At 68.3% G+C, this 24,807-nt stretch carries 22 protein-coding genes; 9 read left to right on the top strand and 13 right to left on the bottom strand.

Features of this window, described 5'->3' with window-relative positions; translation table 11 throughout:
* Position 1: 1 nt before the first annotated feature.
* From J4E04_RS10915 to J4E04_RS10895, 5 genes are all read right to left on the bottom strand, one after another.
* Positions 2 to 997 carry a VWA domain-containing protein gene (locus J4E04_RS10915; protein ID WP_027505310.1) on the bottom strand — a complete coding sequence of 332 codons (996 nt, stop codon included), beginning with the start codon at positions 995 to 997 and terminating at the stop codon, positions 2 to 4.
* Positions 994 to 2,004 (bottom strand): DUF58 domain-containing protein, encoded by a 1,011-nt coding sequence (locus tag J4E04_RS10910; protein WP_374197736.1) that lies wholly within the window; start codon positions 2,002 to 2,004, stop codon positions 994 to 996. The genes J4E04_RS10915 and J4E04_RS10910 overlap by 4 nt, the downstream gene beginning before the upstream one ends.
* Positions 2,001 to 3,218, bottom strand: a complete 1,218-nt coding sequence (locus J4E04_RS10905) for an AAA family ATPase (protein WP_490150481.1) — start codon at positions 3,216 to 3,218, stop codon at positions 2,001 to 2,003. Before J4E04_RS10905 ends, J4E04_RS10910 begins: the two co-directional genes overlap by 4 nt.
* A 95-nt stretch (positions 3,219 to 3,313) precedes the next feature.
* The gene (locus tag J4E04_RS10900) at positions 3,314 to 4,924 is read right to left on the bottom strand and encodes an NlpC/P60 family protein (RefSeq protein ID WP_490150480.1); all 1,611 of its coding nucleotides are present in this window, start codon (positions 4,922 to 4,924) and stop codon (positions 3,314 to 3,316) included.
* 288 nt (positions 4,925 to 5,212) lie between these two features.
* Complete coding sequence (locus tag J4E04_RS10895) at positions 5,213 to 5,782, bottom strand: Rv1476 family membrane protein (protein ID WP_231476272.1); 570 nt, start codon at positions 5,780 to 5,782, stop codon at positions 5,213 to 5,215.
* A gap of 379 nt (positions 5,783 to 6,161) precedes the next feature.
* Here J4E04_RS10895 and J4E04_RS10890 point away from each other — a divergent pair, with 379 nt between their 5' ends.
* The gene (locus J4E04_RS10890) at positions 6,162 to 8,966 is read left to right on the top strand and encodes an aconitate hydratase (protein WP_056445197.1); all 2,805 of its coding nucleotides are present in this window, start codon (positions 6,162 to 6,164) and stop codon (positions 8,964 to 8,966) included.
* 134 nt (positions 8,967 to 9,100) lie between these two features.
* On the top strand, positions 9,101 to 9,670 hold the full coding sequence (locus J4E04_RS10885) for a TetR/AcrR family transcriptional regulator (RefSeq protein WP_027505306.1): 570 nt from the start codon (positions 9,101 to 9,103) through the stop codon (positions 9,668 to 9,670).
* Positions 9,671 to 9,676: 6 nt separating this feature from the next.
* Here the strand turns inward: J4E04_RS10885 and J4E04_RS10880 are convergent, their stop codons facing one another.
* On the bottom strand, positions 9,677 to 11,308 hold the full coding sequence (locus J4E04_RS10880) for an ABC-F family ATP-binding cassette domain-containing protein (RefSeq protein WP_027505305.1): 1,632 nt from the start codon (positions 11,306 to 11,308) through the stop codon (positions 9,677 to 9,679).
* 140 nt (positions 11,309 to 11,448) lie between these two features.
* Between J4E04_RS10880 and J4E04_RS10875 the strand changes: the two genes are divergently transcribed.
* From J4E04_RS10875 to J4E04_RS10845, 7 genes are all read left to right on the top strand, one after another.
* The gene (locus J4E04_RS10875) at positions 11,449 to 12,219 is read left to right on the top strand and encodes an SDR family oxidoreductase (protein WP_027505304.1); all 771 of its coding nucleotides are present in this window, start codon (positions 11,449 to 11,451) and stop codon (positions 12,217 to 12,219) included.
* The gene (locus J4E04_RS10870; protein WP_490150536.1) at positions 12,216 to 13,343 is read left to right on the top strand and encodes a lycopene cyclase family protein; all 1,128 of its coding nucleotides are present in this window, start codon (positions 12,216 to 12,218) and stop codon (positions 13,341 to 13,343) included. Before J4E04_RS10875 ends, J4E04_RS10870 begins: the two co-directional genes overlap by 4 nt.
* 43 nt (positions 13,344 to 13,386) lie before the next feature.
* Positions 13,387 to 14,409 (top strand): non-homologous end joining protein Ku, encoded by a 1,023-nt coding sequence (gene ku / locus J4E04_RS10865; RefSeq protein WP_027505303.1) that lies wholly within the window; start codon positions 13,387 to 13,389, stop codon positions 14,407 to 14,409.
* Positions 14,410 to 14,592: 183 nt separating this feature from the next.
* Positions 14,593 to 15,843 carry an SDR family oxidoreductase gene (locus tag J4E04_RS10860; protein WP_261769385.1) on the top strand — a complete coding sequence of 417 codons (1,251 nt, stop codon included), beginning with the start codon at positions 14,593 to 14,595 and terminating at the stop codon, positions 15,841 to 15,843.
* A 40-nt stretch (positions 15,844 to 15,883) separates the two neighbouring features.
* Positions 15,884 to 16,123: a hypothetical protein gene (locus J4E04_RS10855; RefSeq protein WP_155956982.1), complete on the top strand. Its 240-nt coding sequence runs from the start codon at positions 15,884 to 15,886 to the stop codon at positions 16,121 to 16,123.
* Positions 16,120 to 16,881, top strand: coding sequence for a phosphatidylserine decarboxylase (locus J4E04_RS10850; RefSeq protein WP_307108850.1), 762 nt, complete (start codon positions 16,120 to 16,122; stop codon positions 16,879 to 16,881). The genes J4E04_RS10855 and J4E04_RS10850 overlap by 4 nt, the downstream gene beginning before the upstream one ends.
* The gene (locus J4E04_RS10845) at positions 16,878 to 18,068 is read left to right on the top strand and encodes a GNAT family N-acetyltransferase (RefSeq protein WP_490150479.1); all 1,191 of its coding nucleotides are present in this window, start codon (positions 16,878 to 16,880) and stop codon (positions 18,066 to 18,068) included. Before J4E04_RS10850 ends, J4E04_RS10845 begins: the two co-directional genes overlap by 4 nt.
* A gap of 7 nt (positions 18,069 to 18,075) precedes the next feature.
* Here the strand turns inward: J4E04_RS10845 and J4E04_RS10840 are convergent, their stop codons facing one another.
* Genes J4E04_RS10840 through J4E04_RS10810 form a run of 7 tightly spaced genes read right to left on the bottom strand, consistent with a single transcriptional unit; the run spans position 18,076 to position 24,581 of the window.
* Positions 18,076 to 18,423, bottom strand: a complete 348-nt coding sequence (locus J4E04_RS10840; RefSeq protein WP_027505300.1) for a metal-sulfur cluster assembly factor — start codon at positions 18,421 to 18,423, stop codon at positions 18,076 to 18,078.
* Positions 18,420 to 18,890 carry a Fe-S cluster assembly sulfur transfer protein SufU gene (gene sufU, locus J4E04_RS10835; RefSeq protein ID WP_027505299.1) on the bottom strand — a complete coding sequence of 157 codons (471 nt, stop codon included), beginning with the start codon at positions 18,888 to 18,890 and terminating at the stop codon, positions 18,420 to 18,422. The genes J4E04_RS10840 and sufU overlap by 4 nt, the downstream gene beginning before the upstream one ends.
* On the bottom strand, positions 18,887 to 20,155 hold the full coding sequence (locus J4E04_RS10830) for a cysteine desulfurase (protein ID WP_056444665.1): 1,269 nt from the start codon (positions 20,153 to 20,155) through the stop codon (positions 18,887 to 18,889). The genes sufU and J4E04_RS10830 overlap by 4 nt, the downstream gene beginning before the upstream one ends.
* Complete coding sequence (gene sufC, locus J4E04_RS10825) at positions 20,152 to 20,925, bottom strand: Fe-S cluster assembly ATPase SufC (RefSeq protein WP_027505297.1); 774 nt, start codon at positions 20,923 to 20,925, stop codon at positions 20,152 to 20,154. Before sufC ends, J4E04_RS10830 begins: the two co-directional genes overlap by 4 nt.
* Positions 20,926 to 20,974: 49 nt before the next feature.
* The gene (gene sufD, locus J4E04_RS10820; protein WP_490150478.1) at positions 20,975 to 22,192 is read right to left on the bottom strand and encodes a Fe-S cluster assembly protein SufD; all 1,218 of its coding nucleotides are present in this window, start codon (positions 22,190 to 22,192) and stop codon (positions 20,975 to 20,977) included.
* The gene (gene sufB / locus J4E04_RS10815; protein WP_027505295.1) at positions 22,189 to 23,640 is read right to left on the bottom strand and encodes a Fe-S cluster assembly protein SufB; all 1,452 of its coding nucleotides are present in this window, start codon (positions 23,638 to 23,640) and stop codon (positions 22,189 to 22,191) included. The genes sufD and sufB overlap by 4 nt, the downstream gene beginning before the upstream one ends.
* The gene (locus J4E04_RS10810) at positions 23,637 to 24,581 is read right to left on the bottom strand and encodes a helix-turn-helix transcriptional regulator (protein WP_490150477.1); all 945 of its coding nucleotides are present in this window, start codon (positions 24,579 to 24,581) and stop codon (positions 23,637 to 23,639) included. The genes sufB and J4E04_RS10810 overlap by 4 nt, the downstream gene beginning before the upstream one ends.
* Positions 24,582 to 24,807 lie beyond the last annotated feature (226 nt).

The following is a 24,807-nucleotide window of genomic DNA, read 5'->3' as shown; positions in this document are numbered from 1 at the left end:
GTCAGGGGACTCGCTGGCGTAGTGACAATGCTGTGACAAGTCCCGCCGACACGAACAGCACTCCGGCGATCAACCAGGGCCGACTCGCGTCACCGCGGGTGGTCTCGTAGCCGATCTGCTCCTCGAGCGTGTCGTACACCTCGGTGAGTTCCTCGAGACTCGACGCCGTGAAGAAGTTGCCACCCGACAGGCGTGCGATCTCCTCGAGCGACGGGTCGTCGACGGGCACCGCGACGCGCTGGGTGTCGCCCTGCTCGTCGGTGATGTCCACCGTGCCGTAACTGGTGCCGAACGAGATGGTGGAGACCGGGATCCCCTTCGTCTCCGCCTCGCGGGCCGCCGTGTACCCACCGCGCGGGTCGTCCGGGTTCTCGGGAACGGTCTGCTTGCCGTCGGACAGCAGCACGATCCGTGCCGGCGGCGCCGCGTCCGATCCACCGAGCACCGCGCCGAGTGTCTCGATCGACTGCATCGCTGTGAAGATGGACTCGCCCGTGGCGGTCCGCTCGGCCAGCTGCAACCGATCGATGGCCGATTTCGTCGCCTCACGATCGGTGGTCGGTGAGACCAGCACCGATGCCGTGCCCGCGAACGCGACGAGTCCGAGGTTGATGCCGGGAGTCAGGCCGTCGGCGAACTGCTTGCCGGCCTCCTGCGCCGCTGCCAGTCGCGTCGGTTGGACGTCGGTGGCCTCCATCGACAACGACACGTCGATGACCAGCATGACCGTCGCCCGATTACGCGGAACCCGTTGATCGGACGTCGGTCCGGCCAGCGCGACGGTCAGGAAGAGCAGCCCCACGAGCACGAGCGCCGTGGGGACGTGGCGCACCAGTCCGGGGCGCTGCGGTGCGACGCGTTCGAGCAACTCCATGTTGGTGAAGCGCATGGTGTTGCGCTGACGGCGGCGCTGCGCGAGCACGTAGGCCACCACCAGGCCCGCGACCACGAGGAGGAAGAGCAGCCACCAGGGTGACGAGAAATCGGACAGGCTCACCGCGTACTCGCTCCCATGCTCGCGCCGTGGCGTCGCCGGGACACGAAGCGGACGACGTCGGCGATCCAGTCGCCGTCAGTCCGCAGGGTGAGCCGAGGCGCGCTGCAGCCACGCAGGATCTTCTCGACGTTCGCGCGGTGCGCCGCAGCGGCGGCCGCGAAGTCCTCCCGCAACCGGGGTGTCGTGCTGAACTCCCGCGTCCGTCCCGTCTCTGGATCGTGCAACACCACGTCACCGACATCCGGCAGCTCGAGGTCGCGGGGGTCGACGACCTCCACGGCCAGCACGTCGTGGCGCGCCGCCAGGGCGCGGAGCGGACGCTCCCAGTCCGTCGGACCGAGGAAGTCGCTGACGACGACCACCATGCCGCGTCGACGTTCGGGCCGTCGCAGAGCGTCGATGGCGCCGACGAAGTCGCCGCGGGTGCCGTCGGGTGCGTGCGGTGTGGTGGCCACGGTGCGGAGCAGGGACTGGATGTGCGCCCGACCACCCCGCGCGGGGACCCGGACGACGCGTTCGCCCGTCGCGACGACGGCGCCGATGCGGTTGCCGCCGCCACTGGTCAGATGCGCGATGGCCGACGTGGCCGCGACGGCGAGGTCGCGCTTCTCGCACCCCGCGGTGCCGAAGTCGAGGGAGGCCGACAGGTCGATCGCCATCCACGTCTCGAGCTCGCGGTCCGCGACGCTCTGCCGGACGTGGGGGTGCGTCGTCCGGGCGGTGACGGACCAGTCCATCTGACGTACGTCGTCGCCCGGCTGATACTCGCGTGCATCGCCCGGCTCGGAACCCGGGCCCGGGATGAGGCCCAGATGATCGCCGTGCAGAACGCCGTCGAGGCGCCGACGAACGGTCAGCTCGAGGGTGCGCAGCGCAGCCGACAACCGAGGGTCCTCCAGCGATCCCGAGGCGAAGGACGGGGGCGCACCGCGCAACGACTGCTGCACGGCGGGCGCGCCGAACACCGGATCACCGGGCCGGCCACCCGTGGGTGACGCCATGGTCACCGCGTGGGATCGGTCGCGGGAGTCTGCTTCTGCATCCACGGCGCCGGGCCACCCTGCTGAGGACCGTTCTGCTGGGGGCCACCCTGCTGCGACGGTCCGTCGGGACCGGGCTGCGGGGGTCCGGGCTGGAACTGCTGCGGTCCGCCCGGTCCCGCCTGCTGGGGGCCGTTCTGCAAGGTTCCGTTGTGCTGGGGAGCCGGCGCCTGCTGCTGGACCGGCTGGGCGCCGACCTGCGGCAGACCCACGGTCTGCAGGATGCGCGTGATGATCTGCTCGGGTGTGATCTCGTCGGCCAGGGCGTCGTACGAGAGCACGAGACGGTGCCGCAGCACGTCCGGCACCACGTCGAGGACGTCCTGCGGCACGACGTAGTCCCGTCCACGCAGGAACGCCAGCGCACGGGAGGCACTGATGATGCCGAGGGTCGCACGGGGTGACGCGCCGTAGGCGATCCAGCCGGCCACGTCGTCGAGGCCCACGTCGCGCGGAGTACGGGTGGCGGCGATGACGCGCACGACGTAGTCGACCAGAGCATGGTGGACGAACACGGACGCCGCGACGTTCTGGAGGCGCACCAACTCGACCGGGTCGAGGATCTGCTTGGGCTTCGGTGCCGCGACGCCCATGCGGTAGACGATCTCGCGCTCCTCCTCGACCGTCGGGTAGTCCACGACGATCTTGAACAGGAAGCGGTCGCGCTGCGCCTCGGGAAGGGGGTACACGCCCTCGTTCTCGATGGGGTTCTGCGTCGCCATGACCAGGAACGGATCCGGCATGGGGTACGTGTGACCACCGATGGAGACGTGGCGCTCGGCCATCACCTCGAGGAGAGCCGACTGCACCTTGGCCGGAGCTCGGTTGATCTCGTCCGCGAGCACGAAGTTCGCGACCACCGGGCCGAGCTCGGTGTCGAATTCTTCTTTGCCCTGACGGTAGATGCGCGTACCGATGAGGTCGGTGGGCACCAGGTCGGGCGTGAACTGCACGCGGGAGAACGAGCCCCCGACCACCGTCGCGAACGTCTCCACCGCCAACGTCTTCGCCACACCGGGAACACCCTCAAGCAGGACGTGCCCCCGTGCGAGAAGCCCGACGAGGATGCGTTCGACCAGTCGGTCCTGACCGACGATGACGCGTTTGACCTCGTAGACGGCCTTCTCGAGCGTCTGCACGTCCCGAGAGATGTCGGTCGTGTCGGTCTCTCGTGACGTCACCTGTGGAACCACCGCTTTCTACCCGGACTCTGCTGCCGAGCACCACTATTGCAGGTGGCGAGGACACATGACGTTCTACCTGCTCGGACGGGGTGTCACTCCACCATGCGGACGGCGTACGGCGTCATGCCGTCGAAACGGACGGGCGACACCTTCACCACCGATCCCGACTGCGGAGCCTCGAGCATCTTGCCGTCACCGAGGTAGAGGGCGACGTGCTGCGAGGCGCCCGGACCGTAGAAGATCATGTCGCCGCGGCGCATCTGGGACGACGGCACCTGCTTGCCGGCCGTGTACTGGTAGCCGGTGTAGTGCGGGAGCGAGATCCCGAGTCCACCGAAGGCGTACATCATGAGGCCGGAGCAGTCGAAGCCCACCTTGTTGTAGTCGCCGTAGCTGTCGGCGACACCGCCGTCACGGATGCCCTTGGTCGGCCCGTTCTCGTTGCCGCCACCCCACGAGTAGGGGGTGCCCAACACGGACATGCCGCGGTCGATGACGAGTTCGATGGCTGCGGACCCGGTGAGCGACGGATCCTTGGTGGCGGTCCCGCGACCGCCGCCGGACGACGTGCTGCCCGACGACGTGCCGCCCGAGGACGAGGTACCGGACGACGCGCCGCCCGAGGACGAGGTACCGGACGACGTGCTGCCCGAGGACGAGGTACCGGACGAGGTGCTCCCCGACGAGGTGCCGCTCGACGTCGATCCGGTCAGGTCGGTGTGGTCGCGCTCCCCGTCCACCAACGCTGCGGCACGATCGGCGGCGGCCTGGTTCGCGGCCACCCGGGCGGCCGCGGCCACCGCTGCCTCCTGCGCTGCCTGCGCGGCTGCCGCGGCGGCGGCTTCCTCCGCCTGACGCTGCTGGTCCCACTGCGAGTACGCGTCGCGCTGTCCCTCGAGCCCCGCGGCGTCGTTGCGCGCCTGCTCCAGCTCGGCGGAGGCGCTGTCCCGCTGTGCCTCGACGGCCGCTTTCTGCGCTGCCTGCTCCTGCTGTGCGGTCACGGCCGCGGCGATGGCCTGTTCCGCCTCGTCCTTCTTCGCGTCCGCTTCCGCGGAGGCACGGTCGGCCTCGATCTTGCTCTGGCGTGCGGTGGAGTCTCGGTTGGCCTCCTCGGTACGCGCCCGCTGCAGGCTGTCCAGGGTGGCGTTCTGCTTGGCGGACAGCATCCGCAGGATCTGCGCGCGATCGAGCACGTCCTGCGGCCCCTGCGCGTCCAGGAGTGAGGAGACACCGGCGGACCCGGTGCCCTTGACGTAGTCGGTGACGGCGAAGGCGTCGAACTTCTTCTGCGCGTCGGAGATCATCTGGCCGGCGTCGCGGAGGGCCTGTTGCGCGATGCCGACGGCCGCCGCGGCGGCGTCGGCGACGGTGCGAGCGTTCTGCAGGTCGACGAGGGCCTTGTTGACGTCCTCGCGCTTGACGGCCACCTGCGCGTCGATCGCGGCGAGTTGCTGGTTGGCCGAGGCGACCTGGTCGATGAGTCGACCGACTCGTCCGAGCTGGTCCCCCACGCGCGCGCCGGCGGCGGCGATGTCGGAGTCGGAGGGATTGGGCGGGGGCGGCGGCACGGCGGACGCGAGACTCGGTGCGAGGAACCCCGTCCCGGACAGCAGCAGCGTCGTCGCGACGACGGCGCCCCCGATCGTGCGACGCAGAGCCCGCGATCGACCGACGTGCCGTCGACCTCCGGAGTATCGCTTCACCTGTTCGTCTCCCTCACGTCCGCAGTGCGGATTCACCCACCGCACGCGTGGGGAGGACACGACGCAGCGTGACAGGATCCCGGACCACAGCCGACAACGGCCGACCCGGGAGCAACGATCAGCCCCTCTGCGACACTTCTTCCCCAAGCAGTGCCATGCGAACCGTACGACACTTCGAACGCTTAAGGAACTCCAGTCACAAATGACACATGTGTCATTCCGCCGACCGCATCCGCGCTGATCAGGACGTTGTCCGAGAAAGATTCGTTGAGACTTTTTTGGGAACGGTCACTGCCCGTCGGGCGTGACGGCCTCTCGATCGGTGACATCGCCCGAACGATGACGGCGTTCGTTCACCCACCAGGTGCCGCCGAGCACGGCGACGACCACGAGAACGAGGCCCAGAGTGATGCCGGTCCACGGTGGGCCGGGCTCGACGAGCACGTCGAGGAAGTTGTCCGCGGACTGCACCGCGTTGCCGGTGTACGCCTGATCCTGACCCGCTTCGAGCGTCACGCGATCGATCGAGTCGCTGAACGTGCCGACCTGTCCCGGACCGATCACGAGGACCGTCCCACCGTCGGTGGCACCGACCGACGTGGCGAGATCGCGGAGCTGCGAATCGAGCGGCGCCGGCGCGTCGAGCACGACGATGCTCAGGTCGATACCGTGCTCGCCGGCGCGCGCCACGACACCCTCGAGCCCGACGACGTCCTGACCCGGCGCGGCCACCCCGTCGTCCGCGACGTCGGCGAGGGTCGCCTGCAGGTCGACGAACGTCGGCACCTCGCTGATCATCGGGAGGGCGACCAGCGGCTGATCACTCAGCGGTAGGGCCGGGAGAGGAGAGAGAGACATCGTCCGTCCGTTGTCGTCGATCGCGAGGCGATGCGGTGGATCGCGAGGCGATGATGGTCGAAGTGTGTGCGCCGTCGAGCGGGACCCTACGGGACGGGGCCGTCGCCGAGTCCGAGGCGCACCGAGGTGCACGGAGGCAGCCCTTCGTTGCGCCCGGAACGCTGCCGGGGAACGATGAGTGCGCACCACGGTGAGAGCGACACGGCGATTCGGCCACTCGTTCTCACAGGACAAGCGTACTGTTAGAATCGAAACACCGAGACTGCGGCGGCCTCGACGCCACCCGGGTGCACCCTCACCCACGGCGATGTCCGCCCGCTCTCGCCACGCCGTCGACACAGCCCCGTCGACGGCAGCCCAGAAGACGAGTGGAGCTGACGTGACCGCAAGTATCGATTCGTTCGGCGCCAAGGGAACGCTGGAGGTCGGAGAGAACTCGTACGAGATCTTCCGCCTGAAGGCCGTCCCCGGCACCGAGAAGTTGCCCTATGCCCTCAAGGTCCTCGCGGAGAATCTCCTGCGTACCGAGGACGGCGCGAACATCACCAAGGACCACATCGACGCGATCGCCGCGTGGGACCCGTCCGCCGATCCGAGCATCGAGATCCAGTTCACGCCGGCCCGCGTGATCATGCAGGACTTCACCGGTGTCCCCTGCATCGTGGACCTCGCGACCATGCGTGAGGCCGTCACCGCTCTCGGCGGCGACCCGGAGAAGGTCAACCCGCTCGCTCCGGCCGAGATGGTCATCGACCACTCCGTCATCATCGACGTGTTCGGCCGCGCGGACGCCTTCGAGCGCAACGTCGACATCGAGTACCAGCGCAACGGTGAGCGCTACCAGTTCCTGCGGTGGGGCCAGGGTGCGTTCGACGACTTCAAGGTCGTCCCGCCCGGCACCGGCATCGTGCACCAGGTCAACATCGAGCACCTCGCCCGCACCGTCATGGTGCGGGGCGGTCAGGCCTACCCCGACACGTGTGTCGGCACCGATTCGCACACCACGATGGTCAACGGCCTCGGCGTGCTCGGCTGGGGCGTCGGCGGCATCGAGGCCGAGGCGGCCATGCTCGGCCAGCCCGTCTCCATGCTCATCCCCCGTGTCGTGGGCTTCAAGCTCAGCGGCGAGATCAAGCCCGGCGTCACCGCGACCGACGTCGTGCTCACCGTCACCGACATGCTGCGCAAGCACGGCGTCGTCGGCAAGTTCGTCGAGTTCTACGGCGAGGGTGTGGCCGAGGTCCCCCTGGCCAACCGCGCGACGCTCGGCAACATGAGCCCCGAGTTCGGTTCCACCGCGGCGATCTTCCCGATCGACTCGGAGACCGTCGACTACCTGCGCCTGACCGGACGCTCCGACGAGCAGCTCGCGCTCGTCGAGGCGTACGCCAAGGAACAGGGCATGTGGCACGACCCCGAGAACGAGGCGACGTACTCCGAGTACCTCGAGCTCGACCTCGGCGACGTGGTGCCGTCCATCGCCGGACCGAAGCGTCCGCAGGACCGAATCCTGTTGTCGGAGTCCAAGATCGCGTTCCGCAAGGACATCCACAACTACGTGGGTGGCGAGGACGTCGACGCCACCCCGTCGAAGCTGGACGAGGCACTCGACGAGACGTTCCCGGGCTCGGATCCGGCCACGCTGTCCTTCGCCGACGACGATGCGGCTCCGCTGCACTCCGCCGCCGGCAACGCCGAGGGTCGCCCGACCAACCCGGTGCGCGTCGACTCGGACGAGCAGGGCTCGTTCGTCCTCGACCACGGCGCCGTCGCCATCGCGTCGATCACCTCGTGCACCAACACCTCGAACCCGTCGGTCATGCTCGGCGCTGCCCTGCTGGCCAAGAAGGCCGTCGACAAGGGTCTGACCAGCAAGCCGTGGGTCAAGACCTCGATGGCGCCGGGCTCACAGGTGGTCACCGACTACTACGACAAGGCCGGCATGTGGCCGTACCTGGAGAAGCTCGGCTTCTTCCTCGTCGGATACGGCTGCGCCACGTGCATCGGTAACTCGGGACCGCTCGATCCCAAGATCTCCGAGGCCATCCAGGACAACGACCTCACGGTCACCGCGGTCCTGTCCGGTAACCGCAACTTCGAGGGTCGCATCTCCCCCGACGTGAAGATGAACTACCTGGCGTCCCCGCCGCTCGTCATCGCCTACGCGCTGGCCGGCACCATGGACTTCGACTTCGAGCACGACGCACTCGGTCAGGACAACGAGGGCAACGACGTCTTCCTGAAGGACATCTGGCCCTCGCCCAAGGAGATCCAGGACACGATCGACTCGTCCATCTCCAAGGAGATGTACACCAAGGGCTACGCCGACGTCTTCAAGGGCGACGAACGCTGGCGCGGACTGCCCACCCCGGACGGCAAGACGTTCGAGTGGGACCCGCAGTCGACCTACGTGCGGAAGCCCCCGTACTTCGACGGCATGCCCAAGGACCCGGAAGCCGTCACGGACATCTCCGGTGCGCGCGTGCTGGCGTACCTCGGAGACTCGGTCACCACCGACCACATCTCCCCCGCCGGCAACATCAAGGCAGGAACGCCTGCTGCGCAGTACCTCGACGAGCACGGTGTCGAGCGCAAGGACTACAACTCCTTCGGCTCGCGTCGCGGCAACCACGAGGTCATGATCCGCGGAACGTTCGCGAACATCCGGCTGCGCAACCAGCTCCTCGACGACGTCTCGGGTGGCTACACCCGCGACTTCACGCAGGACGGTGGCCCGCAGGCCTTCATCTACGACGCGTCGCAGAACTACCAGAACGCCGGCATCCCGCTGGTCGTCCTGGGCGGCAAGGAGTACGGCTCCGGATCCTCGCGTGACTGGGCTGCCAAGGGCACCCGCCTGCTCGGCGTCAAGGCCGTCATCACCGAGTCGTTCGAGCGCATCCACCGCTCCAACCTCATCGGCATGGGCGTCGTCCCGCTGCAGTTCCCCGCCGGCGAGTCGGCGGCGTCGCTGAAGCTCGACGGAACCGAGACCTTCGACATCTCGGGCATCACCGAGCTGAACGAGGGCCGCACGCCGAAGACGATGCACGTCACCGCGACGAAGGAAGACGGCTCTGCCGTCGAGTTCGACGCCGTGGTCCGCATCGACACCCCCGGCGAGGCGGAGTACTACCGCAACGGCGGCATCCTGCAGTACGTGCTGCGCAACATGATCGGCTGATCACCGCAGTGATCACTGCCCCGTGAGGGGAGCAGAACGCGCACGACCGCGCCGCGATACCGCGTGTATCGCCGGTTCGGTCGTGCGCGTTCTGCGATCAGCACGATGTCCCCAGCACACGACAGGAGCACCGAGTGCCGAAGGTCAGTGACGACCATCTCGCGGCGCGCCGAAGTCAGATCCTCGACGGCGCGCGCCGCTGTTTCGCCGAATACGGTTACGAGGGCGCCACGGTGCGGCGACTCGAGGAGGCCACCTCGCTCTCGCGAGGAGCGATCTTCCACCACTTCAAGGACAAGGACGGGCTGTTCCTCGCGCTCGCCCGCGACGACGCGCGCCGCATGGCGGACGTCGCCGCCGAGCAGGGGCTCGTCCAGGTGATGCGGGACATGCTGGCCGCTCCCGACCAGTTCGACTGGCTCGGTACACGTCTGGAGATCGCCCGACGGCTCAAGACCGACGCCGAGTTCCGGGCCGGGTGGTCGGAGCGCTCGGTCGAGCTGCAGGACGCCGTCCTGTCACGTCTCGAGCGTCAGAAGTCTGCGGGCCGACTGCGGGACGACGTGCCCACCGCGGTACTGCTGGGATACCTCGACCTCGTCATGGACGGTCTCGTGACCCGCATCGCGTCGGGCCAGGGCACCGAGAATCTGTCGGCCGTCCTCGATCTGGTCGAGGAGTCGGTCCGTCGCGATCGGCCGTGAGCCGACTCAGGCGAGCGTGATCAGGTCGAGGTAGTCCTGCGACCAGTGGTCCTCGTTGCCGTCCGGCAGGAGGATCACTCGTTCGGGAGACAGTGCCTCGGCCGCACCCGGATCGTGCGTCACCAGCACGACGGCGCCCTTGTAGCTCCGCAGCGCCTCGAGGACCTGCTCACGCGAGATCGGGTCGAGGTTGTTGGTCGGCTCGTCGAGCAGCAGCACGTTGGCCGCCGACGAGACCAGGCCGGCGAGCGCGAGTCGCGTCTTCTCACCGCCGGAGAGAGTGCCGGCCGGCTGTTCGAGCTGCGGGCCGGTGAACATGAACGCACCGAGCAGCGACCGCAGCTCCTGCTCCGGGGTGTCCGGTGCCGCGTGCCGCACGTTCTCCCAGACCGATGCCATGTCGTCGAGGGTGTCGTGTTCCTGGGCGAAGTAGCCGATGCGTAGACCGTGACCGGGCTCGATCTGGCCCGAGTCGCTCTTCTCCGTGCCGGCGAGGATGCGGAGCAGCGTCGTCTTGCCGGCGCCGTTGAGGCCGAGCACCACGACGCGGGAACCGCGGTCGATGGCCAGATCCACACCCGCGAAGATCTCCAGGGACCCGTACATCTTGGTGAGGTTCGACGCCATGAGCGGCGTCTTGCCGCACGGTGCGGGCTCGGGGAAGCGGATGTGTGCCACCCGGTCGGACACGCGTTCCTCGTCGAGGTTCGCCATCAGCTTGTCGGCACGCTTGGCCATGTTCTGGGCGGCCACGGCCTTGGTGGCCTTCGCACCCATCTTGGCGGCCTGCGCGCGCAGAGCGCCGGCCTTCTTCTCCGCGTTGGCACGCTCGCGGCGACGACGCTGCTCGTCCGTCGAGCGCGCGTCGAGGTACTTCTTCCAGTTCATGTTGTAGACGTCCGGCTCGCCGCGGACGGCATCGAGGAACCACACTCGGTTCACGACGTCGTTCAGCAGCTCCACATCGTGACTGATGACGATGAGCCCACCCTCGTGGCTCTGCAGGAAGCCGCGGAGCCAGGTGATGGAATCGGCGTCGAGGTGGTTGGTGGGCTCGTCGAGCAGCAGCGTGGTGGCCGAGCGACCACCACTGCCGTCGGACGCCGCGAACAGGATGCGTGCCAGCTCGACGCGGCGGCGCTGACCGCCGGAGAGGGTGCGTAGGGGCTGCGCCAGGACACGGTCGGGAAGTCCGAGGCTGTTGCAGATGCGCGCCGCTTCGCTCTCGGCCACGTAGCCGCCGAGCGAGGCGAAACGCTCCTCGAGCTCGCCGTATCGGCGGACGGCCTTGTCGAGGCGATCCTCGTCGGCCACCTCGGCCATGAGCGCCTGCTGCTTCTCCATGTCGTGGAGCAAGGTGTCGAGTCCGCGGGCGGACAGGACGCGGTCCTTGGCCAGCAGGTCGAGGTCGCCCTCCTTGGGGTCCTGCGGCAGGTAACCGATGTCCCCGGTGCGGGTGACCGAGCCGGCGTAGGGCTCGCCCTCTCCTGCCAGAATGCGGAGAGTGGTGGTCTTCCCGGCGCCGTTGCGGCCCACGAGGCCGATGCGGTCGCCGGCCTGCACGCGCAGGGCGGGCCCGGGAGCGGACAGAAGAGTACGCACGCCGGCACGAACCTCCAGGTCGGTGGCGGTGATCACGGTGCGAACTCCTCGATCGTCGTAGTTGTCCGGTGGCAGACCGGGCGCAGCGCGAAGTCGACTGCGCAGCAATCCCTCATTTTAACGCCTCCGCGGGCTCCCACGGTCCACGCAGACGTGACTCCGCTAACGTTCGACGCATGGAGAAGGAACAGGATCTGCAGGGGCGTGTCGCCGTGGTCACCGGCGCGAGCCGCGGAATCGGTCGGGCCATCGCGGCCGACCTCCTCGCTCGCGGCGCCGCCGTGACGGTGACCGCCCGCAAGAAGGAGCAGCTCGACGCCACCGCCGAGGAGTTGCGCGCCGCGGTACCGGGGGCCACAGTGCTCGCCATCGCCGGCAACGCCGGGGACGAGGAGTCCCGCCGCGAGACGGTCGACCGCACGGTCGCCGAGCTCGGCTCACTCGACATTCTGATCAACAACACCGGCATCAATCCGGTGTACGGATCGCTGATGGAGGCCGATCTGGCCGGCGTCCGCAAGATCTTCGAGGTCAACGTCGTCGCGACACTCGGCTTCATCCAGGAGGCGCACCGAGCGTGGATGGGCGAGCACGGCGGCTCGGTCGTGAACCTCGCCAGCGTGGCGGGAATCCGATCCACCGGAGTCATCGCCGCGTACGGCTCGTCCAAGGCGGCGCTCATCCGGCTGACCGAGGAGCTCGCGTGGCAGCTCGGACCCTCGATCCGTGTGAACGCGGTGGCCCCGGGCGTCGTCAAGACCAAGTTCGCCGAGGCACTCGTCGCCAATGGCGAGGAGGCGGCGGCCGCCGGCTACCCGATGAAGCGGCTGGGAACGCCCGAGGACGTGGCCTCGCTCGTCGGGTTCCTCGTGTCCGACGCCGCGTCGTGGATCACCGGCGAGACGGTGCGCGTCGACGGCGGACTGCTGGCGACGGGAACGTTCTGACCGACGTCCTCGTCGTCGGCGCCGGCCCGTCCGGCCGCGCGGCGGCACATCGCTGCGCGGCCGCGGGGGCAACGGTGACTCTCGTCGACCCCCGTCCGGATCGTCGATGGATCAACACGTACGGGATGTGGACCGACGAGATTCCGGACTGGGTGCCGGAGTCGACGCGCGCGTCCACGTCCTGCTCCCCCGTCGTGGTCGGCACACGCCGACACGTGGTGGACCGGGGGTACTCGGTGCTCGACACCGGACGACTGCAGGACGACCTCACGCTCGACGGAGTGTCGGTGGTCGCGGAGTCCGCGGCGGAGGTCACGCCCACGTCGGTGACCCTGCGGAACGGCACCGCCCTGTCCGGCGGCACGGTGATCGACGCCCGCGGCTCGGCGGTCGGACCCGGCGTCCCCGAGCAGACGGCCCACGGGGTCGTGGTCGACGAGGAGACCGCTGCACGTGCCTGCGGCGGCGAGTCCGCGGTGATCATGGACTGGCGGCGGGACAACGGTGCGGACGCGGACGCAGTGCCGTCCTTCCTGTACGTCGTGCCGCTGGGCGGCGGCGCGGTGTTGCTCGAGGAAACCTGCCTGGTCGGCCGGCCCGGCCTCACCTCACCCGAGCTCGCGCGTCGGCTGCTCGCACGACTGGCCGCGCGGGGTGTGACTCTGCGCGGCGACGAGCCCGTCGAGCGGGTGCGCTTCGCGATGCGTCCGCCGACCCGTCCGACGCGCGGGGTCGTCACCACCGGGACGCGGAGTCCGGCTCTGCACACCGCCACCGGGTACAGCGTCGCTGCTTCCCTGCGCCGAGCGGACGTCATCGCGTCGGCCGTGCTGGACGGCGGCGGCGTCGACTCGGCGGGATCGCGGGCGGTCACCCGGCTGCGGTCGGTGGGCGCGGACGCTCTGCTGTCCTTCCCGCCCGATGCCCTCGCGCCGTTCTTCGACCGATTCTTCGAGATGCCGTCGACGCTGCAACGCGCCTATCTGTCGTCGGACGACGACGTCGCCGGCATGTCCCGGGCGATGCTGACGCTGTTCTCGCGGATCGGTTCGTCCGACCGCCGCGTGATCCTCGGAGCGGTCCGTCGGGCGATGTTCTCCGCAGCGGTGGGGACGCGTTCGTGACGGGTGGTGGAAATGTGACCGGGCGTGCCCCAAGATTGGACACATGCGATCGATCTGGAAAGGCTCCATCGCCTTCGGCCTGGTGAACGTCCCGGTCAAGGTGTACACGGCCACCGAGGACCACGACATCAAGTTCCATCAGGTCCACGGCAAGGACGGCGGTCGCATCAAGTACGACCGGAAGTGCTCCGTGTGCGGTGAGTCGGTGCAGTTCGCCGACATCGACAAGGCCTACGAGACCCCCGACGGCGACCGGGTGATCCTGACCGATCAGGACTTCTCGTCGCTGCCCGCCGCCGAGAAGCACGAGATCCCGGTTCTCGAGTTCGTGCCGACCGACCAGATCGATCCGATCCTGTTCGACAAGAGCTACTACCTGGAGCCGGACTCGACGTCCCCGAAGGCGTACGTGCTCCTCCGGGAGACCTTGTCCACGACCGATCGCACCGCACTGGTGCACTTCACGCTGCGACAGAAGACGCGCCTCGCGGCCCTCCGCGTGCACGACGACGTGCTGATGATCCAGACGCTGCTGTGGCCCGACGAGGTGCGGGCCGCCGAGTTCTCCTCGCTCGACGACGTCACCGCGCCCCGCCCCAACGAACTGAAGATGGCGGGGGCACTCGTCGAGAGCATGTCGGGCGACTTCGACCCGTCCGAGTACACCGACGACTACCAGATCGAACTCCGCAAGGTCCTCGACGAGATGATCGAGAACGGCGGCGAGAAGGTGGTGCACGCCGAACCGGAGGACACCGACTCGGGAGAGGACGCCGAGGTCGTCGACCTGGTCGCGGCACTCCAACGCAGCGTCGAGGCGGCGGGCCGGTCCGGCCGTGGTCGTCGCGGCGACACCGACTCGGCATCGACGAAGGACGAGTCGGGGAACGAAGAGTCCGCGACGAAGGCTCCGGCGAAGAAGGCAGCCGCGAAGAAGGCACCGGCCAAGAAGGCGGCGGCGAAGAAAGCGCCCGCCAAGAAGACGGCCGCGAAGAAGGCGGCGGCGAAGAAGGCCGGGAGCGGCACGTCGTCGGGCGACGAGGACCAGCAGCGCAAGGGGGCGTGAGGTCTCACGACCACGGCGTGCGCGTCCGCACGGGCCTCACAATCAAGTGCCCACGGAACCGTATGTCTCACAACGCCAAACGTGGTTGATCACCCCAAGGATGCTTTTACTCTCTCTGGAGAGACACAGCGAGTCGTCCCGGTCACACCGGCGACGGGCGCCGCATCCATCGGGGGAGATCACATGTTCGACGAGTACACGTTCAGCACTGTCGCCAACGACGGGCACCTGGTCAGTCCGGTCGTCGCTCTGACGGGCGACGCGCCGTCGCTGTTGTTCTCGCGAAAGTATGCGGACGTCGCGGCGCTGTCGGCCGGCGACCACGAGCTGCTGCGACCGATCGTCGATCCGAGCACCGCCGAGCAGGTGCGCTCCATGGCGCCGCCCGCCGACGAGATCGCGCTGGTGTTCGGTGCCAACGGCTTCGTCGGAGCGCATCTCGTCGCGGAACTGTCTCTGCGCCCCGGAATCACGACGGTCTACGCCGGTGTCCGATCCGCCGGCGACTCCTCCGCCGCCGAGCGTTTCGAGGAGACCGTCGCCCAGTACTCGATCACCGGGATCGATCTCGCGAAGATCGTCGTCATCGAGGCGGTTCCGACCCGGACGAACTTCGGTCTGGACGAGGACACCTACCTGCGGCTCCGCGGCACCGTCGACCAGGTGTTCAACTCGGCCAGTTCCACCGACTACGACTCCAGCTACCTCGAGTTGCGACAGGACTGGTTCGTCTCCCTGCTGCGCGTCGTGCAGTTCACCCTGGAGGACCGTCGCAAGCACCTCACCTACATGGGGTCGATCGGCGCCTTCATCTACACCAGCCCGGAGGACTTCCTGCGTCCCGATTCCTGGTGGTACTCGGGCTACTGCCAGATGAAGTGGATCAACGGTCAGCTCCTCGGATGGCTCGCACGGGACGGCGTCGCCTCAGTCACCCTGGTCGAGTCGCCGTACGTGCTCGGCAGCACCACCGTCGGCAAGGACCCGGGTCGCGTCTACAGCTTCTGGCGCGCGATCGAGCTGGCGAACAGTGTCGGTGCGATGTGGGACGGACCGGGCATGAACTACGCGCCCGTCGACGTGCTCGCGCGCGTGCTGGCGGACAACGCTCTCGGCGACGGCACGCTCCCCCACCTCGTGCCGTCCAATCCGGTGCCCTACAGCAACGCCGTCCTGGCATCGGCTCTCGGCCTGGACCTCGTGCCGTGGGCGGAGTTCAAGGCGATCGTCGACAGCAAGATCCCGGCGGAGAAGACGGCGTCCCTGCTCGGGTCCGACGTCAACGACCTCATCCGCCGTTCCAACGCACCGTCGCTCATGCCGTCGTCCTTCGACGGATCCTCGTGGGATCACGATGCGCTCTTCGCGCTGTACCTGTCGGTCATCCAGTTCCGCGACGCGACGGCGCGCCGACCCCGACTGGTCACCGCGTGAGCAGAAGCGCACAGACCCGCGACGTCCTCGGTCGTGCACGATGAGTCGCGTCCCGCCGCAACCGATGTTCCTGGAAACCGGCGCGAGGTACCGGGTCCGGGTGTTCCTCGGCGATTTCGTGAACTTCACGCTCGGGCTCGTCTACTACGTCGCCTGCGCGACCCTCGGGGTGCTCGCCGTCGCGATCGACGCCGTGCTGCGCACCCATCTCTACGACGCGTTCATCGCACTGGTCGAGCGCATCGACCACGGTAAGGAGACGGTGGTGGAGCCGTCGTGACCAGAGCAGCCACCACCGCTGGAACCGTGGCTCTCGCCGCTCTCGTCGGCGGGTACTCGTACTGGCGCAGCGCCGCCTTCCTCCGTGATCCGGAGCGGTCGGTGCCCCCGGACCCGTCGTCCATCGTGTCGGCGGCCGACGGCTACATCACCTACGTCAAGCGTGTCGAGTCGGGCCAGATGCCGGTCGCCGTGAAGAAGCGGCGCACCATCCGGCTGTCCGAGTACGCCGGGATCGACTCCGACGCGAGCGGGTGGCTCGTCGGCACCTACATGACCGAGCACTCGGTCCACCGCAATCGCGCACCGATCGAGGGGGCGGTGGTGGTGCGTGAACACCGCGGCGCGGCGCCGTTCAACAGGTCGATGGCTCGCATGACGGCGAACCTGTTCCTGCACCGCACGCCCTACGACGAGGGGTGCGAGTACCTCCTGACCAACGAGCGACTCACCATCGGTGTCCGGCACGCCGACGGTCCCACCGTCTTCGTCACACAGATCGCCGATCTGTGGGTGGACCGGATCGTCGCCCACGTCGAGGTCGGTGAGAATCTCGCTCGCGGCGAGCAGTACGGCCTGATCCGCTTCGGGTCACAGTGCGACGTGTTCCTTCCCGACGCTCTGCTCGACGGCGACGTCCTGGTACGGCCGGGGCAGTACGTGTGGGCCGGTGAGTCGGTGCTCGCCCGGTCCGTCGTGCGGCCGGCACCGACGACCCGGAGCACGATGCAGAACGATCTCGAGGAGGCCCTCTCATGACCTCACGTACGGTCGGTCGGCCGGTCACGACCGCGGCCGTGACCATCACGGCGGTACGCACCCGTCGCGACTGGACCGCCTTCGCGAAAGTCCCGTTCGCGGTCTATCGGAACGACCCGAACTGGATCCCCGGCGACATCGCGGACGTGGACTCGATGCTGCGTCGGCCGTCGGAGAAGACGCGGAGCCGGATGACGAGTCAGGCGTTCCTCGCGTATCGCGGTCGGCGGCTCGTGGGGCGGATCGCGGCCATCGCCGACCTGGTCTTCATCTCGCACTACGAGGAGCAGACCGCGTACTTCGGCTACTTCGAGTGCCTCGACGACCGGGAGGCCGCGCACGCTCTGCTCGACGCCGTGGCCGCCTGGGCTCGGGGGCGGTCGCTGAGCACCGTGGTGGGTCCGATGAGCCCGTCACTGCTGTGGAGCGCGGGAGTGCTGGTGCACGGCAACGACATTCCGCCGCTGGTCGGGATGCCCCACAATCCCCCGTATTACGCCGATCTCCTCGAGTCGTGGCGTATGACCAGCATTAAGGAGTTCCACAGCTTCTATCACGACGACCCGCACACGCTCGTCCAGTCGCCGCCGTTCGCACGCAAGTACGCGATGGGCCAGAGGTGGAAGGCGCGGTCGTCCGTCGTCGTCCGGCCGATGAATCCGGCGACGTTCGACGAGGACGTGGCCAAGCTGCGCGTGCTCTACAACACCGCATTCGCGTCGTTCTGGGGATTCACGCCCGTGGAACCCGACGAACTCGATGCGCTCGTGGCGACCATGCGTCCGATCCTCGATCCCGAGATCGTGCTGTTCGCCGAACTCGACGGCGAGGTCGTCGGCTTCGTCATGGGGATCCCGGACGTGAACAAGGCGGCCCTCGGAGCGGTGCGCTCACGGTTCGGCATCGTGCGCGATCTCCACACGATCGCGCGGTGGCGGGGGCCCGGCGGACGCAGACACCGCACGCACGTGCGGCTCGACATGATGTTCGTGGACCCGAGCTGCCCCGACAAGGGCACCTCGGCACTGCTGATCTTCGAACTGTTCCAGCGCCTCCACGACGGCGGGTACGCCTCCGTGGAGGCAGCCCCCGTGCTGGCGGACGGGGGCTGGTTCCACTCGGTGCGTTCGTCCTACCCGGTGGACCCGAGCAGGACGTACCGCATCTTCTCGCGTGAGATCGGGTGAGCCGGCTCTAGACGGTGAAGCCGAGCGCGCGCAGCTGCTCGCGGCCGTCGTCGGTGATCTTGTCCGGTCCCCACGGCGGCATCCAGACCCAGTTGATCTTGAGGTCCTCGGCCAGACCACTGCGCACCAGGGCGGTGCGGCTCTGGTCCTCGATGACGTCGGTCAACGGGCACGCCGCGGACGTCAGCGTCATGTCGAGGGTGACCACGGCCTCGTCGTCGATGGTGATTCCGTAGACCAGTCCGAGGTCGACGACGTTGATGCCGAGCTCGGGGTCGACGACGTCACGCATGGCCTCCTCGAGGTCTTCGATGACGGAATCGGGCGCCACTGCGCCGTTGTCGGTATCGGTCATGATCGTCCTCCACTGTTCGCGTGCTCGTCCTGCGTCTCCACAGTACGAACAACGGCGTCCTTGAATGCCATCCATCCGAGCAGCGCGCACTTCACGCGTGCCGGGTACTTCGCCACACCCGCGAAGGCGATGCCGTCGCCGATGACGTCCTCGTCCCCCTCGACGGTGCCGCGGCTGCCGACCATCGCCGAGAAGGCGTCCACCGTGAGAAGCGCGTCCTCGACGGAGAGTCCGACGACCTGGTCGGTCAGGACCGAGGTGGCCGCCTGACTGATGGAGCACCCCTGCCCGTCGTAGGACACGTCGGCCACGACACCGTCGGCGACGTTCACGCGCAACGTGACCTCGTCACCGCACGTGGGGTTGACGTGGTGCACCTCGGCGCCGAACGGCTCGCGGAGCCCACGACCGTGCGGGTGCTTGTAGTGATCGAGGATCACTTCCTGGTACATCTGTTCCATTCTCACGCGGCACCGCCGACGCCGAAGAACGACTGTGCCGTGCGGATCGCGTCGCGCAGCGCGTGCACTTCCTCCACCGTGTTGTAGACGGCGAACGAGGCACGGGCCGTCGCGGCCACGCCGAAACGACGGTGCAGCGGCCACGCGCAGTGATGCCCGACGCGGATGGCGACGCCCTCGTCGTCGAGGATCTGCCCCAGATCGTGCGCATGGATGCCGTCGACGACGAACGACACGGCTCCCCCGCGGTCCTGCGTGTCCGTGGGCCCGATGATGCGGAGCCCGTCGATGGTGGCGAGCTCCGACAGTGCGGCAGCAGTGAGCGTCTGTTCGTGCGCGGCGACGGCGTCCATCCCCAGCGCGTTCAGGTACTCCACGGCGGCACCGAGACCGACGACCTGCGACGTCATGGGCACACCGGCCTCGAACCGCTGCGGGGGCGGTGCGTAGGTGGTCTGCTCCATCGTCACGGTCTCGATCATCGACCCGCCGGTGATGAAGGGAGGCATCTCGGCCAGGAGCGCCGACTTGCCGTACAGGACACCGACCCCGGACGGTCCGAGCATCTTGTGCCCGGAGAACGCCGCGAAGTCGACGTCGAGCGCGGAGACGTCCACCGGCATGTGCGGCACCGACTGGCAGGCGTCGAGGACGACCAGTGCGTCGACCGCCCGTGCACGACGGACGAGTTCCTCGGTGGGAGCCACCGCGCCCGTCACGTTGGACTGGTGGGTGAACGCGACCACGCGCGTGCGGTCGGTGAGCTCGAGCGAGTCGAGGTCGATCCGGCCGTCGTCGGTGACCCCGTACCACCGGAGCGTCGCACCGGTGCGGCGTGAGAGCTCCTGCCATGGAACGAGATTCGCGTGGTGTTCGAGCTCGGTGATGACGATCTCGTCACCGGGACGCAGTGACCGCGCGAAGCGGTCGTCGCCGAGGACGTGCGTCACGAGGTTCAGCGACTCGGTGGCGTTCTTGGTGAACACGATCTCGTCCGCGCGGGCACCCACGAAGGCCGCGATGCCCGCGCGGGCACCCTCGTAGGCGTCCGTGGCCTCCTCGGCCAGCTGGTGGGCCCCGCGGTGCACGGCGGCGTTGCAGGTGGTGAGGAAGTGCCGCTCGGCATCGAGCACCTGCACCGGACGTTGAGACGTCGCGCCGGAGTCGAGGTACACGAGAGGCTTGTCGTCGCGCACGGTACGACCGAGGATCGGGAAGTCCTCCCGAAGCCTCGCGACGTCCAGGGTGCCGACCGACGCGACGGCCGTCATGCGCCCGCGGTGGTCTTCGTGAAGCGCTCGTATCCGTTGGCCTCGAGCTCGTCGGCCAGCTCGGGTCCACCGGACTCGACGATGCGGCCCGCGGAGAACACGTGCACGTGATCGGGCGTGATGTAGCGCAGGATGCGGGTGTAGTGCGTGATCAGGAGGATGCCGCCGTTCTCCCGCTCCTTGTAACGGTTGACACCCTCCGAGACGACGCGCAGAGCATCGACGTCGAGGCCCGAGTCGGTCTCGTCGAGAATCGCGATCTTGGGCTTGAGCAGGCCCAGCTGCAGGATCTCGTGGCGCTTCTTCTCGCCGCCGGAGAAGCCTTCGTTGACGCTGCGCTCGGCAAAGGCCGGATCGATGTCGAGCTCGGTCATCGCCTCCTTGGCCTCCTTCACCCAGTGCCGCAGCTTCGGGGCCTCGCCGCGCACGGCGGTGGCCGCGGTGCGGAGGAAGTTGGACATGGAGACACCGGGAACCTCGACGGGGTACTGCATCGCGAGGAACAGGCCGGCGCGAGCACGCTCGTCCACGGACATCTCCTGCACGTCCTCACCGTCGAGCAGGATGGTGCCCGAGGTGACGCGGTACTTGGGATGGCCGGCGATCGCGTAGGAGAGCGTCGACTTGCCCGAGCCGTTGGGGCCCATGATGGCGTGCGTCTCGCCCGACGAGACCGTCAGATCGACGCCCTTCAGGATCTCGATCGGCTGCGCGGCGTCGTCGGTGTTCGCGACGTCGACGTGCAGATCGCGGATTTCGAGAGTGGACATGATGTTCCTTGCCTGTCTGTGAATCGGGAGAAGGTGGTCGCGCGAGGGGTCAGACGCCGGTGATGGCGAGTTCCGCCTCGACCGCGTCGGAGAGACGCTCACGGATGGACGCGACCGGGATCTTCGCGATGATGTCGTGGAAGAAGCCGCGCACGACGAGCTTGCGTGCCTGGTCCTCCGGGATGCCGCGAGCACGGAGGTAGAACAGCTGCTCGTCGTCGAAGCGACCCGTGGCACTTGCGTGACCGGCCCCGACGATCTCGCCGGTCTCGATCTCGAGGTTCGGGACGGAGTCCGCGCGCGCGCCGTCGGTGAGAATCAGGTTGCGGTTGAGCTCGAACGTGTCCGTGCCCTCCGCCTTCGCACCGATGACGACGTCGCCGACCCACACGGTGTGGGTGTCGGGCTTCTTCGACACCGGGTCGCCCTGCAGGGCGCCCTTGTAGACCACGTTGGACTTGCAGTGCGGCGCGGTGTGGTTGACCAGCAGGCGCTGCTCGAGATGCTGACCGTCGTCCGCGAAGTACAGGCCCAGGAGCTCGGCGTCGCCACCTGGACCGGTGAAGTTCACCGTCGGTGTCAGGCGCACCAGGTCGCCGCCGAGGCTGACCGACACGTAACGCAGGACGCTGTCGCGGCCCACCTTCGCGTGATGCGACGCGACGTGCACCGCGTCGTCGTCCCACTCCTGCAGGGCGACGACCGTGAGGTGTGCGCTGTCCGCGACGACGAACTCGACGTTCTCGGCGTAGGTTCCGCTGCCGCGCTGCTCGAGCACGACGGTCGCCTTGGCGAACGCCTCGACGCGGATCTGGACGTGGCCGTAGGCGACGACGTCCGCTCCCGGACCGTCGACCGTCACGATCAGCGGATCCGCGAGCTCTGCTTCGGAGGCCACTGTGACGACGGTGGCCGAGTCGAAGGACGAGTACGCCTGGGCGGCGACCCGATCGGCCGGCGCACCCGCGGTGCCGAGCCGCGCGTCGTCACGACCGACGGTCTCGACGCGCACGGAGTCGGGTGCGTCGGTGACCGTCACGGTCGCGGAGCCCGTGGCCACGGCGGTGCCGTCGTGGAGACCTCGCAGGCGCCGCAGCGGTGTGAAGCGCCAGATCTCGTCGCGGCCGGACGGCACCTCGAACGCGGCGACGTCGTAGGACGAGAACTGCGCGCCCTTGTTCGCGACGATCGCGCGCTTGTTCTCGGTGGCGGGGTTCTCGCCGGTGACGGCAGCCTTCACCCCGGTGTCGGTGTGGGGCAGGGTCATCCGACCGATCCCTCCATCTGCAGCTCGATCAGGCGGTTGAGCTCGAGGGCGTACTCCATCGGGAGTTCCTTCGCGATGGGCTCGACGAAGCCGCGCACCACCATGGCCATGGCCTCGTCCTCGGTCATACCGCGGCTCATCAGGTAGAACAGCTGATCGTCGCTGACCTTGGAGACGGTGGCCTCGTGGCCCATCGTCACGTCGTCCTCGCGGATGTCGACGTACGGGTAGGTGTCGCTGCGGCTGATCTGATCGACCAGGAGTGCGTCGCACTTGACGGTCGACTTCGACCCGTGCGCGCCCTTGTTGATCTGGATCAGGCCGCGGTACGACGCCCGGCCGCCGCCGCGAGCGACGGACTTGCTCACGATGTTGGACGACGTGTTCGGCGCGAGGTGGAGCATCTTCGAGCCGGTGTCCTGGTGCTGGCCCTCGCCGGCGAACGCCACCGACAGAACCTCGCCCTTGGCGTGCTCACCGGTCATCCACACGGCCGGGTACTTCATCGTGACCTTCGAGCCGATGTTGCCGTCGATCCACTCCATCGTCGCGCCGGCCTCGGCCTTCGCGCGCTTGGTGACGAGGTTGTAGACGTTGTTCGACCAGTTCTGGATGGTGGTGTAGCGGCACCGACCACCCTTCTTCACGATGATCTCGACGACCGCCGAGTGCAGCGAGTCGGACTTGTAGATCGGGGCGGTGCAGCCCTCGACGTAGTGCACGTACGCACCCTCGTCGACGATGATGAGCGTCCGCTCGAACTGACCCATGTTCTCGGTGTTGATGCGGAAGTAGGCCTGCAGCGGGATGTCGACGTGGACGCCCGGCGGCACGTAGATGAAGGACCCACCGGACCACACCGCGGTGTTCAGCGCGGAGAACTTGTTGTCGCCGGCCGGGATCACCGAGCCGAAGTACTCCTGGAACAGCTCCGGGTGCTCACGCAGACCCGAGTCGGTGTCCAGGAAGATGACGCCCTGCTCCTCGAGATCCTCGCGGATCGAGTGGTAGACGACCTCGGACTCGTACTGAGCGGCGACACCCGACACGAGGCGCTGCTTCTCCGCCTCCGGGATGCCGAGGCGGTCGTACGTGTTCTTGATGTCGGCGGGCAGATCGTCCCACGTGGCGGCCTGCTTCTCGCTGGACCGCACGAAGTACTTGATGTTGTCGAAGTCGATGCCGTCGAGGTTCGAGCCCCAGTTCGGCATGGGCTTGCGCTCGAACGTGCGCAGCGCCTTGAGGCGTGCCTCGAGCATCCACTCGGGCTCGCTCTTCTTGTCGGAGATGTCGCGGACGACGGCGTCGCTGATGCCGCGCTTGGCGCTCGCACCGGCGACGTCGGAGTCGGACCAGCCGTATCCGTAGGTCCCGAGAGACGCGATGGTCTCGTCCTGCGTGAGTGTCGCGGGCACCGTGGGGGTCACCTGGTCTGGTGTGACGGTCATGCGGGCTCCTTCCGGAGACGATCGAGCGGGCTGTTCGGGCTGGAGCGGGTGGTACGGGCCGAATCGAGAGCTGTGCGGTCGTGGTGGACCGTGCCGCTGTCGGCAGCATCACTCGGTGCAACGCCGACATCGTCGTCGGTATTGCCTGATTCGGGAGTCGAGAGTGTGCGAAGGGGCACATGGGTGGTGCACGCGCAGTCGCCGTTGGCGATGGTGGCGAGGCGCTGCACGTGCGTTCCGAGCAGATCGGCGAACGCCTCGCGCTCGGCGGTGCACAGCTCGGGGAACTCGGCCGCGACGTGCGAGACCGGGCAGTGGTGCTGGCAGATCTGCACCCCGTTGCCGACCGGGCGGGTGGAGGCGGCGAAGCCGGACTCGGTCAGCGCCTCGGCGATGGCGTCGGCCGTCTCGGAGACGGACTGCTGCGAGGACGTGTCGGCAGGCTCGACGTCGCCCACGATGGACTGGATGCGTCGGCGGGCGAACGTGCGCACCGCGTCGTCGCCGCCGATCTCCCGTAGGTGCCGCATGGCCGCACCCGCGAGATCGTCGTACGAGTGGCCGAGTCGAGAGCGTCCGTGCGCGGTCAGGGAGAACAGCTTCGCTGGGCGGCCGCGGGTACGTGCGCCGGGACGCGAGGTCATCGTGACGCGCGCGTCGCCCGCGTCGATGAGAGCATCGAGGTGGCGCCGCACGCCGGCGGCGCTGATGCCGAGACGGGACCCGACCTGGGTGGCGCTGATCGGACCCTCCTCGAGCAGGAGCGTCACGACGGACGACCGCGTGCGACCCTCCGACGTTGCCGAGCCCGACGTTGCCGAGCCCGACGTTGCCGAGCCCGACGTCGCTGAACCAGATCCCGAAGCCGGGGTGACGGTGACCGACGCGACGTCGGCGCGGGCGCTGACGCGCTCGCCGGAACGTTCGGTAGTCGTTTTCACAACACCAGTGTGACCGAATTACCGGAGAGGTTCCAGCAAGGGCACCCTGGGTAGCAGGGCCGATGCCGCGGCGACGTTCGTGATCGGCGCCGGTGTCGATACGCTCCGTTCTGTGCCCGCACCTGCCGACGACTCCGTGCCCCCCGCGCCGGTGACACCGACCGACGCCTCGGCGTCCCTCGCGGGCGGCACCGACGACGTGGTCACGGCGGGTGCGACGGAGCCG

The sequence above is a fragment of the Rhodococcus sp. NFXS4 genome (genome assembly GCF_058139645.1).
This window is presented reverse-complemented; position numbering and strand designations above follow the sequence as displayed.

What these genes read in the sequence shown, in the direction of transcription:
- J4E04_RS10895 (WP_231476272.1), bottom strand. Translation starts at nt 5,782, where the DNA reads ATGTCTCTCTCTCCTCTCCCGGCCCTACCGCTGAGTGATCAGCCGCTG.
- J4E04_RS10875 (WP_027505304.1), top strand. Translation starts at nt 11,449, where the DNA reads ATGGAGAAGGAACAGGATCTGCAGGGGCGTGTCGCCGTGGTCACCGGC.
- ku (WP_027505303.1), top strand. Translation starts at nt 13,387, where the DNA reads ATGCGATCGATCTGGAAAGGCTCCATCGCCTTCGGCCTGGTGAACGTC.
- J4E04_RS10860 (WP_261769385.1), top strand. Translation starts at nt 14,593, where the DNA reads ATGTTCGACGAGTACACGTTCAGCACTGTCGCCAACGACGGGCACCTG.
- J4E04_RS10855 (WP_155956982.1), top strand. Translation starts at nt 15,884, where the DNA reads ATGAGTCGCGTCCCGCCGCAACCGATGTTCCTGGAAACCGGCGCGAGG.
- J4E04_RS10845 (WP_490150479.1), top strand. Translation starts at nt 16,878, where the DNA reads ATGACCTCACGTACGGTCGGTCGGCCGGTCACGACCGCGGCCGTGACC.
- J4E04_RS10840 (WP_027505300.1), bottom strand. Translation starts at nt 18,423, where the DNA reads ATGACCGATACCGACAACGGCGCAGTGGCGCCCGATTCCGTCATCGAA.
- J4E04_RS10830 (WP_056444665.1), bottom strand. Translation starts at nt 20,155, where the DNA reads ATGACGGCCGTCGCGTCGGTCGGCACCCTGGACGTCGCGAGGCTTCGG.
- sufC (WP_027505297.1), bottom strand. Translation starts at nt 20,925, where the DNA reads ATGTCCACTCTCGAAATCCGCGATCTGCACGTCGACGTCGCGAACACC.
- sufD (WP_490150478.1), bottom strand. Translation starts at nt 22,192, where the DNA reads ATGACCCTGCCCCACACCGACACCGGGGTGAAGGCTGCCGTCACCGGC.
- sufB (WP_027505295.1), bottom strand. Translation starts at nt 23,640, where the DNA reads ATGACCGTCACACCAGACCAGGTGACCCCCACGGTGCCCGCGACACTC.